General features: G+C 45.7%; 13 protein-coding genes and 1 tRNA gene. All 14 read left to right on the top strand.

Annotated elements, in window-relative coordinates:
* Positions 1 to 100 precede the first annotated feature (100 nt).
* Positions 101 to 370, top strand: coding sequence for a 30S ribosomal protein S15 (gene rpsO / locus VC182_RS04295; protein ID WP_011902897.1), 270 nt, complete (start codon positions 101 to 103; stop codon positions 368 to 370).
* A gap of 269 nt (positions 371 to 639) precedes the next feature.
* Positions 640 to 2808 carry a polyribonucleotide nucleotidyltransferase gene (pnp, locus tag VC182_RS04290; RefSeq protein ID WP_072582494.1) on the top strand — a complete coding sequence of 723 codons (2169 nt, stop codon included), beginning with the start codon at positions 640 to 642 and terminating at the stop codon, positions 2806 to 2808.
* 22 nt (positions 2809 to 2830) lie between these two features.
* Entirely contained in the window at positions 2831 to 3829 is a 999-nt protein-coding gene (locus VC182_RS04285) for an NAD(P)H-quinone oxidoreductase (RefSeq protein ID WP_323484600.1), read from the top strand.
* A gap of 17 nt (positions 3830 to 3846) precedes the next feature.
* The gene (gene tpiA, locus VC182_RS04280; protein WP_216121126.1) at positions 3847 to 4605 is read left to right on the top strand and encodes a triose-phosphate isomerase; all 759 of its coding nucleotides are present in this window, start codon (positions 3847 to 3849) and stop codon (positions 4603 to 4605) included.
* 22 nt (positions 4606 to 4627) lie between these two features.
* Positions 4628 to 4972, top strand: coding sequence for a preprotein translocase subunit SecG (gene secG / locus VC182_RS04275; RefSeq protein ID WP_072582491.1), 345 nt, complete (start codon positions 4628 to 4630; stop codon positions 4970 to 4972).
* Positions 4973 to 5058: 86 nt separating this feature from the next.
* A tRNA-Leu gene (locus VC182_RS04270) sits at positions 5059 to 5143 on the top strand.
* A gap of 108 nt (positions 5144 to 5251) precedes the next feature.
* The gene (locus tag VC182_RS04265) at positions 5252 to 5611 is read left to right on the top strand and encodes an NADH-quinone oxidoreductase subunit A (RefSeq protein WP_012357790.1); all 360 of its coding nucleotides are present in this window, start codon (positions 5252 to 5254) and stop codon (positions 5609 to 5611) included.
* A gap of 5 nt (positions 5612 to 5616) precedes the next feature.
* On the top strand, positions 5617 to 6099 hold the full coding sequence (locus VC182_RS04260) for a NuoB/complex I 20 kDa subunit family protein (protein WP_011902891.1): 483 nt from the start codon (positions 5617 to 5619) through the stop codon (positions 6097 to 6099).
* Positions 6100 to 6102: 3 nt separating this feature from the next.
* Positions 6103 to 6702, top strand: a complete 600-nt coding sequence (locus tag VC182_RS04255; protein ID WP_323484599.1) for an NADH-quinone oxidoreductase subunit C — start codon at positions 6103 to 6105, stop codon at positions 6700 to 6702.
* A 3-nt stretch (positions 6703 to 6705) separates the two neighbouring features.
* Positions 6706 to 7959 carry an NADH-quinone oxidoreductase subunit D gene (locus VC182_RS04250; RefSeq protein WP_072582489.1) on the top strand — a complete coding sequence of 418 codons (1254 nt, stop codon included), beginning with the start codon at positions 6706 to 6708 and terminating at the stop codon, positions 7957 to 7959.
* A 22-nt stretch (positions 7960 to 7981) separates the two neighbouring features.
* Positions 7982 to 8488, top strand: coding sequence for an NADH-quinone oxidoreductase subunit NuoE (gene nuoE / locus VC182_RS04245; RefSeq protein WP_323484598.1), 507 nt, complete (start codon positions 7982 to 7984; stop codon positions 8486 to 8488).
* On the top strand, positions 8485 to 9783 hold the full coding sequence (gene nuoF, locus VC182_RS04240) for an NADH-quinone oxidoreductase subunit NuoF (RefSeq protein WP_072582487.1): 1299 nt from the start codon (positions 8485 to 8487) through the stop codon (positions 9781 to 9783). The genes nuoE and nuoF overlap by 4 nt, the downstream gene beginning before the upstream one ends.
* 32 nt (positions 9784 to 9815) lie before the next feature.
* A complete protein-coding gene (gene nuoG, locus VC182_RS04235) occupies positions 9816 to 12131 on the top strand; it encodes an NADH-quinone oxidoreductase subunit NuoG (RefSeq protein WP_323484597.1) in 2316 nt (771 codons plus the stop codon).
* A gap of 8 nt (positions 12132 to 12139) precedes the next feature.
* Entirely contained in the window at positions 12140 to 13213 is a 1074-nt protein-coding gene (gene nuoH / locus VC182_RS04230; RefSeq protein WP_323484596.1) for an NADH-quinone oxidoreductase subunit NuoH, read from the top strand.
* Positions 13214 to 13218: the final 5 nt, after the last annotated feature.

The raw sequence follows: 13218 nt of genomic DNA, 5'->3' as shown, positions 1-13218 counted from the left end.
GATGGCTTTGATTTTTAAAGCTTTTTTGTTTTATTTTGTTAATCACGCACGACACAGACTGGGTGAAAGCTCGAGTGTTCGCAAGTAAGGAGTATTAAAAATGGCAGTTGCTGATATTAAAACGGCGGAAATCGTCAAAGATAACGCGCGCAGCGCAAACGATACGGGTAGCCCTGAAGTTCAAGTTTCATTGCTCACAGCCCGCATCAATGAATTAACCCCCCATTTCAAGGCTAACGCTAAGGATCATCACAGCCGTCGTGGTTTGTTGAAGATGGTTTCACGTCGCCGTCGCCTCTTGGATTACCTCAAGGGCAAAGATTTGGACCGCTATCGCGCATTGATTGAGAAATTAGGTCTCCGTAAGTAATTCTTATCGGTATGCAATGCCATCTATCTTAGGGTTGTTTCTTCGCGGATTCAGTCTTAAGCAGATGGCATGTTTTTTTGGGCGCTTCAAGATTATTTGTGTAGGGGATTGTGTCATTCCAATGAGCTTCTGAAAGTTGATTCAGAGTCTCCCTGGAATGGCATCCCTTGTGATCTTAAATCGCTCCAGTGTTGTCGTGACACTGCTTTATCCCACGACAAGCGCAACTCTCATGTGAGTTTTGCGTGAACAATTTGGAGAAGATCAGAATGACAATGTTTAAAAAAGCAGTAAAAAGTTTTCAATGGGGCAACCATCAAGTAACAATGGAAACAGGCGAGATCGCCCGTCAATCCGGTGGCGCTGTTATTGTTAACGTCGATGACACAGTAGTTATGGGTACAGTAGTAGCCTCTAAGTCTGCAAAGCCAGGCCAGTCTTTTTTCCCGTTGACTGTTGACTACCTAGAAAAAACATACGCAGCAGGTAAGATTCCCGGCGGCTTCTTCCGTCGCGAAGGTCGTCCATCAGAAGGTGAGACATTGATCTCCCGCTTGATCGACCGTCCATTGCGTCCTTTGTTTCCAGAGGGCTTCTTGAATGAAGTTCAAGTAGTGGTTCATGTGTTGTCTATCAACCCTGATGTTCCTTCTGATATTCCTGCTTTGATCGCGGCTTCTGCAGCTTTGGCTATTTCAGGCATCCCATTTGCTGGCCCAGTTGGCGCAGCACGCGTTGGTTACGCTAATGGTCAATACCTCTTGAACCCAACTCGTACAGAGCAAGCCACTAGCGAACTCGATTTGATCGTAGCTGGTACACAGGCTGCTGTATTGATGGTTGAGTCTGAAGCAAACCAATTATCTGAAGAAGTGATGTTGGGTGCTGTTGTATATGGTCATGACCAAATGCAAACAGCCATCAACGCAATCAATGATTTGGTACGTGAAGCTGGTAAACCAGAGTGGGATTGGACTGCAGCACCTAAAGATGAGCCATTCATCGCTAAGGTAACTGCATTGGCTGAAGCGCCATTGCGCGAGGCTTATCAGATTCGTCAAAAAGGGGCTCGTTCAGACAAGCTCAAAGAAATTACTAAAGAAGTGGTTGCTAAGTTACAAGAAGAGGGTGATGTTGACGCAGTAGCTGTTAACGATATCTTGTTTGAAATCGAAGCGAAGATTGTTCGTAGCCAGATTTTGAACGGTGAGCCACGTATCGATGGTCGCGATACACGTACTGTGCGTCCGATTGAAATTCGTAACGGCGTATTGCCACGTACACACGGTTCTGCATTGTTTACTCGTGGTGAAACACAAGCTCTTGTTGTAGCTACTTTAGGTACTGCACGTGACGAGCAAATCATTGATGCGCTTGAAGGTGAGTACCGTGATCGTTTCATGTTCCACTACAACATGCCTCCGTTCGCTACTGGCGAAACAGGTCGTGTAGGTAGCCCAAAGCGTCGTGAAATTGGTCACGGCCGTTTAGCTAAGCGCGCATTGATTCCAGTATTGCCAAGTGCTGAAGATTTTGCATACAGCATCCGTGTTGTTTCAGAGATTACTGAGTCCAATGGTTCATCTTCAATGGCTTCTGTTTGCGGCGGCTGTTTAGCAATGATGGATGCTGGTGTTCCAGTTAAAGCACACGTTGCTGGTGTAGCAATGGGCTTGATTCTCGACGGCAACCGTTTTGCTGTGTTGACTGACATCTTGGGTGATGAAGATCACTTGGGCGATATGGACTTCAAAGTAGCGGGTACTGCTAACGGTATTACTGCACTCCAGATGGACATTAAAGTTCAAGGTATTACTAAAGAAATTATGCAAGTGGCTTTAGCGCAAGCTAAAGAAGGCCGTTTGCACATCTTGAGCAAAATGCAAGAAGCAATGGGTTCAGTTCGTACAGAATTGTCAGCTCATGCTCCACGTATGGTTTCTTTCAAAATCCATCCAGACAAGATTCGTGAAGTAATCGGTAAAGGCGGCGCAACAATTCAAGCCTTGACCAAAGAAACTGGCTGCAGCATCGACATCAAAGATGATGGCACTGTAACAATTGCTTCTACTTCCGCTGAAGGTATGGCTGAAGCTAAAGCTCGTATCGAAGGCATTACCGCTGAAGCTGAAGTAGGTAAGATCTACGAAGGCCCAGTTGTGAAGTTGCTCGAATTCGGCGCTTTGGTAAACATTCTTCCTGGTAAAGATGGTCTCTTGCATATCTCTGAGATTTCTAATGAGCGTGTAAAAGAAGTTAAAGACTATTTGGCAGAAGGCCAAGTGGTTCGCGTGAAATTGCTTGCTGCTGATGAGCGTGGCCGTTTACGTTTGTCATTGAAAGCTGCGATGGCTGATGAAGGAGGCACGATTGCTCCTTTAGCTGGCGCTGCCGAGGTTGCTGTTGAAGCAGCTCCTGCTTCTGACGAAACTGCCTAAGCAAGAAGTCTCGGGAGTATTTATGCGTGTTATTGAAATCAAAGAATTTGGCGCCCCAGAAATGCTGGTGCCAACTACTCGCCCTGATCCAGTAGCTCCTGCTGCTGGGACTGGTGAAATTTTGATCAAAGTTCTGGCAGCTGGAATTAATCGACCTGACGTTTTACAGCGTAAGGGGCATTACCCGGTTCCAGCTGGCGCATCTGATATTCCCGGTCTTGAAGTTGCCGGTGAAATCGTCGGCGGTGATTTAGCTCATCCTGACAACATATTTGGCTTAAAGCTGGGTGATAAGGTTTGCGCACTCGTTCAAGGTGGTGGTTACGCTGACTTGTGTACTGCGCCTGTAGCCCAGTGCTTACCTTACCCTAAGGGGTTTACTGACCAAGAAGCTGCAGCTTTGCCTGAAACGTTTTATACCGTATGGAGCAACGTCTTCATGCGGGGTCAATTGGCCGAAGGCGAAACATTATTGGTTCAAGGTGGCTCTAGTGGTATCGGCGTGACTGCAATCCTGATTGCTAAAGCCTTAGGCCATATAGTATTTGTGACTGCTGGTACGGATGAAAAATGTGCCGCATGTGTAGCATTGGGCGCTGATCTCGCCATCAATTACAAGACACAAGATTTTGTAGAAGAAGTGAAGAAGGCCACTGATGGCAAAGGTGTTAACGTCATTCTTGATATGGTTACTGGCGCTTATGTGCAAAAAGAAATTGACTGTCTCGCTGATGATGGTCGCATTGTGATTATTGCTATCCAAGGTGGATCAAAAGCAGAAGTGAGTACCAATCAGATTTTGCGTCGTCGCCTAAACATTACCGGTTCAACCTTACGTCCACGCCCAGTTTCATTTAAGAAGCAAATTACCAAGCAGCTTTTTGAAAATGTTTGGCCTTTGCTCAATGCTGGCAAACTGAAGCCAGTCATTTATAAAACGTTTACGCTAGATCAAGCGGCAGATGCTCATGCATTGATGGAGTCATCCGAGCACGTTGGCAAAATTGTTTTAACTGTTTAGAAATATTCATTACCCCTATGCGACCACTCATCGTTATCGGCAATTGGAAAATGAATGGCAGTCTTGCGAGCAATCAAGATTGGATCAAGACCGTTGCTCGTGGCATGGAGAGTGGAATGCCATCTGGACGTAAATATGCGGTCTGCCCGCCATTTCCGTATTTATCCCAATGTGCACAGTTGATTAAAGAGCATTCATTGGCTTTTTTGAATCTAGGCGCACAAGACGCATCAGCCCATAGTTCGGGCGCTTATACCGGTGAGGTTGCGGCCTCAATGCTCAAAGAACTTGGTTGTACTTATGTCATCGTTGGGCACTCTGAGCGCCGTCAAATGCACCAAGAGGTTGATGAGGTCGTTGCTGCTAAAGCCCTCGAGGTATTGGACAATGGTATGACTCCAGTGATTTGTGTGGGTGAGACTGCTGATGAAAGAAATTCGGGTAGGGCGGAAGAGATTGTTTGTGCTCAAGTTGCAAAGCAGGCGGGTGTTTTACAAGATCGTCTTGCTGACTGCTTAATCGCTTATGAGCCAGTGTGGGCGATCGGTACAGGCAAAGTTGCCAGCGCTCAAGTTGCACAAGATATGCATCGTGCTATTCGTCTGCAATTGGCTGAATTTAATGAGGATGTTGCATCTCACGTTGGAATTTTGTACGGCGGCAGTGTCAAGCCTGACAATGCTGTTGAATTATTTGCCATGCCAGATATAGATGGTGGATTGGTTGGGGGAGCATCCTTGAATCCCCAGGACTTTCTAGCTATTTGTCAGGCATAGATTTTTTATTTGGAGATAAGCTGTGGAATGGTTTAAGACTTTATTGATCGTATTGCAGGTAATTTCAGCTTTGGCTGTCATTCTATTGGTGCTATTACAGCAAGGTAAGGGTGCCGATATGGGTGCAGCCTTTGGCTCAGGCTCTTCTGGCAGCCTCTTTGGTGCTAGCGGATCCGCTAATTTCTTGTCCCATACAACGGCTGTTTTTGCAGCAGTTTTCTTCCTTTGTACTTTAGGAATTACTTGGATTGGTAACAAGAAGGAAATAAGTCCTGGTGTTCTCTCCGGAACCGTAGCCCCGGCAGCAATGCCAGCCGCTCCAGTAGCCCCAACACAGGACCCAAGTAAACCAGCAGTTCCTAAGTAAAACAGTAGGCTTTTACAGATTTTCTAGCCCAGAATTTGGGGTAGTGCACTTGTGCAATGCAGTAGAATTGATGAGTTTTGCAAGATGCCGACGTGGTGAAATTGGTAGACACGCTATCTTGAGGGGGTAGTGGCTTAGGCTGTGCGAGTTCGAGTCTCGCCGTCGGCACCAAAAAGGGTATTGATGAGCGTTTTTTGCTCCAAATCAATGTCTTATGTAGTGGAATAAGTAATAATTTGTTGTTTTTAGGAATTACCAGACAAACGAATCAGGGCTATTTTGAATCTCGCTAATTACTTTCCTGTTCTGCTTTTTATCCTCGTAGGTATTGGGGTGGGATTAGTCCCCATGTTCCTCGGAAAAATCTTGGCTCCTTCGAAGCCTGACGCTGAAAAACTCTCTCCGTATGAGTGCGGTTTTGAAGCATTCGAAGATGCGCGTATGAAGTTTGACGTGCGTTACTACTTAATCGCCATTCTCTTCATCCTGTTTGACTTAGAAACTGCATTCCTATTTCCATGGGGTGTAGCGCTACGTGACATTGGATGGCTTGGCTACGCCTCTATGGTGATTTTCCTCTTGGAATTCATTGTGGGATTTGTATATATCTGGAAAAAGGGCGCTCTCGACTGGGAGTGATAGATATGGCATTAGAAGGCGTACTTAAAGAAGGTTTTGTAACTACCACTGCGGACCAGTTGATTAACTGGACGCGTAACGGCTCCTTATGGCCTATGACCTTTGGTCTGGCTTGTTGTGCGGTAGAGATGATGCATGCGGGTGCCTCCCGTTATGACTTGGATCGATTTGGCGTCGTATTTCGTCCATCTCCACGTCAATCTGATTTGATGATTGTTGCCGGCACTTTGTGCAACAAGATGGCTCCAGCACTCCGCAAGGTTTATGACCAAATGCCAGAACCACGCTGGGTAATCTCTATGGGTTCCTGCGCCAATGGCGGCGGTTATTACCATAACTCTTATTCAGTAGTTCGCGGTTGCGACCGCATTGTTCCGGTGGATATTTATGTACCTGGTTGCCCTCCAACAGCAGAGGCGCTGATCTACGGAATTATTCAGCTGCAATCTAAGATTGCTCGTACGAGCACGATTGCGCGGAAGGCTTAAGTTATGTCAGATCGTTTAATTCAATTAGCAGCAAACTTAGAAAAAGTTTTAGGTAAGCGCGCTAAATCTATTGAGATTGCATTAGGTGAGGTGACTGTAGTTGTTAATTCGGACACTTATTTTGAATCTGCCATGTTGTTGCGTGATGATCCTTCGCTTGCTTTTGAGCAATTGATTGATCTATGTGGTGTTGACTATCAAGATTTCCGTGATGGAGCATGGAGCGGTCTGCGCTTTGGTGTTGTAAGCCATCTACTTTCTTTGCAACACAACTGGCGTTTACGTGTTCGTGTTTTTGCGCCCGATGATAGCTACCCATTAGTAGCCTCAATTACACCAGTTTGGGCTGCGGCCAATTGGTTTGAGCGTGAAGCCTTCGATCTCTACGGTATCCTATTTGACGGTCACGAAGACTTGCGCCGCATTCTGACTGACTATGGCTTCATTGGTCATCCATTTAGAAAAGATTTCCCAATCAGCGGTAATGTGGAAATGCGTTATGACCCAGAGTTAAAACGTGTTGTCTATCAACCGGTCACGATTGAGGCACGAGAAATTACTCCACGCATTGTTCGTGAAGAGCAGTACGGAGGCCCGGTTTAAGTTATGGCACAAATTAAGAACTACACCCTCAATTTCGGTCCTCAGCATCCTGCTGCGCATGGCGTATTACGTCTAGTGCTTGAGCTCGATGGTGAAGTGATCCAGCGTGCTGACCCGCATATCGGTTTATTACATCGCGCGACAGAAAAATTAGCTGAAACACGTACTTGGATTCAAAACGTCCCCTACATGGATCGTTTAGATTATGTTTCCATGATGTCCAATGAGCATGCCTATGTCATGGCCATTGAAAAATTACTGCAAGTTGATGTTCCGTTGCGTGCTCAATATATCCGCGTGATGTATGACGAGCTCACTCGTTTGCTGAATCACTTGCTTTGGATTGGCTGTCATGGTCTGGACGTTGGTGCAATGGCTGTCTTCTTGTACGCTTTCCGGGATCGCGAAGATATCTTTGATATGTATGAGGCGGTATCTGGTGCACGTATGCATGCCGCTTACTATCGTCCAGGTGGCGTTTATCGTGACTTGCCTGATCAAATGGCTCAGTACACCAAGAACAAGATTCGCAGTGCATCTGCTATCAAGCGTTTGAATGAAAATCGTAGTGGCACATTACTTGATTTCATCGAGCAATTTACCAATGGGTTTGATGCCAATGTTGACGAGTATTGCAACCTCTTAACTGATAACCGTATTTGGAAGCAACGTTTAGTGAATATCGGTATAGTGACTCCTGAGCGCGCATTGCAGCTCGGCTTCACAGGTCCAATGCTTCGTGGTTCAGGTATCGAGTGGGATTTGCGTAAGAAGCAGCCATATGAAGTCTATGACCGTTTAGATTTTGATATTCCAGTGGGCGTGAATGGCGATTCTTATGATCGTTATTTAGTGCGCATGGAAGAAATGCGTCAATCTAATCGCATCATCAAACAGTGCGTAGCTTGGTTAAAGGCTAATCCAGGTCCTGTGATGAGCGACAACCATAAGGTTTCCCCACCAAAGCGTGTGGATATGAAAACCAATATGGAAGAGCTCATTCACCATTTCAAACTATTCACCGAGGGTATTCACGTTCCTGATGGCGAGGCTTACTCAGCTGTTGAGCATCCTAAAGGTGAATTTGGTATTTACTTAATTTCTGATGGTGCAAATAAACCCTATCGCATGAAGATTCGTGCGCCAGGATTTGTGCACTTGTCGGCAATGGACGAGATGTCACGTGGTCACATGTTGGCTGATGCAGTAACCATTATTGGTACCCAAGATATTGTGTTCGGGGAGATTGACCGCTAATAGGCGTGCCAAGGAATATTTAATGACTACGACTCTGCAACTATCCGATAAAACACTAGCTGATATTCATCGCAATATCGCTAAGTATCCTGCTGAGCATAAGCAATCCGCTGTGATGGCTTGTTTGATTGCTGCTCAAACTGAGGTGGGCTGGGTTTCTCCTGAAGTTATTGAAACGGTTGCCCAGATTTTAGAAATGCCAAGCATTGCTGTTGATGAAGTCGCAACTTTCTACAACATGTACAACACCAAAAAAATTGGTAAGTACAAATTGGTGATTTGCACTAATTTGCCATGCCAATTAACCCATGGTGAAACTGCAGCAACATACCTTAAGGAGACTTTAGGTATTGGCTACAACGAAACTACCCCATGCGGAACTTTTACCTTGAAAGAGGGTGAGTGCATGGGTGCCTGTGGTGATTCACCAGTGATGTTGGTGAATGACAAGCGCATGTGCAGTTTTATGAGCAAAGAAAAGATTGATGCTTTATTGAGTGAGTTACGTGCAGAAGGGAAAGCAGTATGACCAGCTTGCACGATCGCCATATCAAGCCTTTAATCCTCGCTGGATTAAATGGTGATAACTGGCGTTTAAAAGATTACGAAAGTCGTGGTGGCTATCAACAATTACGTCGTTTAATTAATGACAAAGTTTCTCCTGATGCCATCATCGCTGAATTAAAAGCTTCTTCATTACGTGGTCGTGGAGGCGCAGGCTTTCCAACGGGTTTGAAGTGGAGCTTTATGCCCCGTCAATTCCCGGGACAAAAATATTTAGTTTGTAATAGTGATGAAGGTGAACCCGGTACTTTTAAAGACCGTGACATCATGCGCTATAACCCACACGCTTTGATTGAAGGCATGATCATCGGCGCTTACACAATGGGTATCACAGTTGGCTACAACTACATCCACGGTGAAATCTGGGATGTGTATTCTCGCTTTGAAGAGGCGCTTGAAGAAGCACGAGCAGCAGGATATCTGGGTGACAAAATTTTAGGAAGCGATTTTTCCTTCCAGTTACACGCATCCCCAGGTTGGGGTGCTTATATTTGTGGTGAAGAAACGGCCCTGCTTGAATCTTTAGAAGGTAAGAAAGGGCAGCCACGCTTTAAGCCACCATTCCCGGCAAGTTTTGGTTTGTATGGCAAGCCAACAACCATTAATAACACTGAGACATTTGCTGCTGTGCCATTTATTTTGGCCATTGGCGGTCCAGCCTATTTAGAGCTTGGAAAACCCAATAATGGTGGAACCAAAATATTCTCGGTATCGGGTGACGTGGTTCATCCAGGCAACTATGAAATTCCGTTGGGTACTCCATTTTCAGAGCTCTTAAAGCTTGCTGGCGGTATGCGTGATGGCAAAGCTTTGAAGGCTGTGATTCCTGGAGGATCTTCTGCGCCAGTTGTTCCTGGTGCGCAGATGATGGATCTGACTATGGACTACGACAGTATTGCAAAAGCAGGATCAATGTTGGGATCTGGCGCTGTGATCGTGATGAACGAAACCCGTTGTATGGTCCGTGCCTTGGAGCGTTTGTCTTACTTCTACCACGAAGAATCATGCGGTCAATGCACCCCATGTCGTGAAGGTACTGGTTGGTTATGGCGCATTGTTCATCGCATTGAACATGGTGAAGGACGTCCAGAGGACTTGGATTTGCTGAATGACGTAGCTGCCAATATTCAAGGTCGTACGATTTGCGCTTTAGGTGATGCAGCAGCAATGCCGGTACGTGGCATGTTGAAACATTATATGGATGAATTTGCGTATCACGTAGAACATAAGCGCTGCTTAGATTCTGCACAACCTTTATAAAGATTTAGAGCACGGGATATCTAAAAGTGAGCATGGTAGAAATCGAATTAGATGGTAAGACTGTAGAAGTTCCGCAAGGTTCGATGGTGATGCACGCCGCGAACAAGCTCGGCACCTACGTTCCTCACTTCTGCTATCACAAGAAGTTATCGATTGCTGCTAACTGCCGCATGTGTCTAGTAGAAGTGGAGAAGGCGCCTAAGCCATTACCTGCGTGTGCGACTCCAGTGACTCAAGGCATGAAGGTGTTTACGCATTCTGCAAAAGCGGTTGAGGCTCAGCGTTCTGTCATGGAATTCTTGCTCATTAACCATCCATTAGATTGCCCAATTTGCGATCAGGGTGGCGAGTGTCAATTACAAGACTTAGCGGTTGGTTACGGAAAATCAAACTCACGCTACGATGAAGAGAAGCGTGTTGTCTTCCATAAAAATGTTGGCCCATTGATCTCCATGCAAGAGATGACACGTTGCATCCATTGCACTCGTTGTGTACGCTTCGGCCAAGAAGTTGCCGGCGTTATGGAGTTAGGTATGGTCAACCGCGGTGAGCATTCTGAGATTACCACCTTCGTTGGTCAGACGGTAGATTCAGAGCTGTCTGGAAACATGATTGATTTGTGTCCAGTTGGCGCTTTAACCAGCAAGCCATTCCGTTATGCAGCGCGTACATGGGAACTCGGACGTAAGCGTTCAGTTAGTCCGCACGATAGCTTAGGTGCCAACACTACAGTTCAGACTAAAGCTAATAAAGTCATGCGTGTAGTTGCTCTAGAAAACGAAGCTATTAATGAATGCTGGATTAGCGATCGTGATCGCTTCTCTTACGAAGGTTTAAATAGTTCTGACCGTGTAACCACACCAATGGTGAAGCAGGGCGGCCAGTGGTTAGAAACAGATTGGCAGTCAGCTTTAGATTATGTTGCTCATTCTCTGAAAACAATTTCAGCAGAAAGTGGTCCTGAGTCGATTGGTGCTTTAGCCCACCCAATATCTTCTACTGAGGAATTGCACCTCTTGCAAAAGTTAGTGCGTGGCCTTGGCTCCAATCAAATGGAAACTCGATTGCGCCAAACTGATGTAAAAAATGCTGCAGCAGCGCCATGGTTGGGTATGCCAATCGCCAAGATCAATGAATTGGATCGTGTATTAGTTATTGGTAGTTTCTTGCGCAAAGACCAGCCTGTATTGGCTGCTCGTATTCGTACTGCCAGCAAACGCGCCTTACAAGTATTACGTATCGATGCGGGTGGTGATGACTGGTTTATTCCAAGTAGCGGTATTTCAGTGGCTCCAAGCGCATGGTTGAATGCATTGAGTGAAGTTGCACTTGCTGTTGCAAAAGCAAAATCAGTAACAGCGCCAGTTGGCACATTTAATCTAACCATTTCTCCTGCGGCGCAGAAGATTGCCGATAGCTTGCTCTCCGGTGAGTCAAAGGCTATATTGCTTGGTTCTGCTGCTATTGCGCATCACCACGCTTCTGACTTGCACGTCATGGCGCAATTTATTGCTGATCAGACTAGTGCTACCTTAGGCTTCTTGCCAGTTGGTGGCAATGCCGTTGGCGCATCTTTAGTGAATGCTAACGGCGTGGGTGTTGAGTCAGTCTTATCTGGCGAACGTCGCGCAGTGATCTTGATGAATATCGAGCCAGATTCAGATTTGCCAAATCCAGCAACTGCTCGTGCGGCTTTGGCAAAGGCTAATACCGTTATTGCTTTGAGCGCTTATAAGAGTGCTGACTTGATGGAGGTAGCCGATGTCATTCTGCCTACTTCAGTGTTTTCAGAAACAGTCTCTACCTTTGTGAATTTAGAGGGAAGGGTTCAAACAGTCCAGCCTTCAGTAAAACCTTTAGGTGATTCACGTCCAGCATGGAAAGTATTGCGTGTATTGGGTGGGCTCTTAGGTTTAGACGGTTTCTTGTTTAATGCTCCTGAGGAAGCGCTAGGAGAAGCATTGGACGATGGTTATTGCAATCGCTTAAATAACAAAGCTACAAGCTCTTCGATTGCCAATGGAAATCTAGCTCCTTTCAATGGTCTCGAGCGTTTGGCTGATGTCAACATTTATGCTGGCGACCAAATCGTACGGCGTTCTTCAGCTTTGCAGTTAACGCGTGATGCTAAGCGTGGCAATCAGGTAGGCTTAAATAAAATCACTTTCGTTGAATTGGGCCTCAAAGAGGGTGATGCAGTGCGTGTTAGCCAAGATTCTCATTCGGTTGATATGCCGGCAACATTAGAGGTTAATTTAGCGCCTGGAGCTGTCAGAATTTCTGCTGGCACCATGGCAAGTGCCAAATTGGGATCGATGTTTGGTCCAGTAACTATTAGTAAGGCATAAGGGACGAGATGGATAATTTCTTGAACCTCATAACTACTCAAGGCGAGGCTATTTTTGGCTCATTGTGGCCCTTGGTTTGGACATTGATTCGTATTGTGATCATCGTATTGCCGATGTTTGGTTGCGTTGCCTATCTAACCCTTTGGGAAAGAAAGTTGATTGGCTGGATGCATATTCGTCTTGGCCCAAATCGCGTAGGTCCACTGGGTTTATTGCAGCCAATTGCTGACGCATTAAAGCTCTTGATGAAAGAGATCATTGCACCTGCTCAAGCTAGTAAGGTTTTGTACTTCATTGCACCAATCATGGTGATCATGCCTGCATTTGCTGCTTGGGCTGTGATTCCATTTCAGGCAAAGATGGTTTTAGCTGATGTAAACGCAGGCTTGCTGTACATCATGGCTATTTCTTCTATTGGTGTTTATGGGGTTATCTTGGCTGGTTGGTCTTCTAACTCTAAATATCCATTCCTCGGTGCAATGCGCGCTTCAGCCCAAATGATCTCCTATGAGATTGCAATGGGTTTTGCATTGGTTACCGTCTTGCTTACCTCGGGTTCATTAAATTTAAGTGCCATTGTTACTTCACAAGAGCAGGGTTACTTTGCCAGCATGGGCCTTAATTTCCTCTCGTGGAATTGGTTACCTTTATTACCAATGTTCTTGATTTACTTTATCTCTGGCGTTGCTGAAACAAACCGCCATCCATTTGACGTGGTTGAGGGTGAATCTGAAATCGTAGCTGGACACATGGTTGAGTATTCAGGTATGTCTTTTGCCATGTTCTTCTTGGCTGAATATGCCAACATGATTTTGATTGCAGCTGTTGCATCCATCATGTTCTTAGGAGGTTGGTTGCCGATTGTTGACTTGCCAATCTTGCGTGATATTCCAGGGTTCTTCTGGTTATTTGGTAAAACATTCTTCCTCCTATCCTGCGTTATTTGGTTGCGCGCTACATTACCGCGCTATCGCTATGACCAAATTATGCGTTTGGGTTGGAAAATATTTATCCCCATATCAGTATTTTGGGTGGTTGTTATCGGCGCGTGGGTTGTCTCTCCATGGAATATTTGGAAATAAGTTGA

Source organism: Polynucleobacter sp. AP-Nickl1-40-C4 (assembly GCF_035012665.1).
GTDB lineage: Bacteria > Pseudomonadota > Gammaproteobacteria > Burkholderiales > Burkholderiaceae > Polynucleobacter.
This window is presented reverse-complemented; position numbering and strand designations above follow the sequence as displayed.

What these genes read in the sequence shown, in the direction of transcription:
- tpiA (WP_216121126.1), top strand. Translation starts at nt 3,847, where the DNA reads ATGCGACCACTCATCGTTATCGGCAATTGGAAAATGAATGGCAGTCTT.
- nuoH (WP_323484596.1), top strand. Translation starts at nt 12,140, where the DNA reads ATGGATAATTTCTTGAACCTCATAACTACTCAAGGCGAGGCTATTTTT.
- pnp (WP_072582494.1), top strand. Translation starts at nt 640, where the DNA reads ATGACAATGTTTAAAAAAGCAGTAAAAAGTTTTCAATGGGGCAACCAT.
- rpsO (WP_011902897.1), top strand. Translation starts at nt 101, where the DNA reads ATGGCAGTTGCTGATATTAAAACGGCGGAAATCGTCAAAGATAACGCG.
- nuoE (WP_323484598.1), top strand. Translation starts at nt 7,982, where the DNA reads ATGACTACGACTCTGCAACTATCCGATAAAACACTAGCTGATATTCAT.
- nuoG (WP_323484597.1), top strand. Translation starts at nt 9,816, where the DNA reads ATGGTAGAAATCGAATTAGATGGTAAGACTGTAGAAGTTCCGCAAGGT.
- nuoF (WP_072582487.1), top strand. Translation starts at nt 8,485, where the DNA reads ATGACCAGCTTGCACGATCGCCATATCAAGCCTTTAATCCTCGCTGGA.
- VC182_RS04285 (WP_323484600.1), top strand. Translation starts at nt 2,831, where the DNA reads ATGCGTGTTATTGAAATCAAAGAATTTGGCGCCCCAGAAATGCTGGTG.
- VC182_RS04250 (WP_072582489.1), top strand. Translation starts at nt 6,706, where the DNA reads ATGGCACAAATTAAGAACTACACCCTCAATTTCGGTCCTCAGCATCCT.
- VC182_RS04260 (WP_011902891.1), top strand. Translation starts at nt 5,617, where the DNA reads ATGGCATTAGAAGGCGTACTTAAAGAAGGTTTTGTAACTACCACTGCG.
- VC182_RS04255 (WP_323484599.1), top strand. Translation starts at nt 6,103, where the DNA reads ATGTCAGATCGTTTAATTCAATTAGCAGCAAACTTAGAAAAAGTTTTA.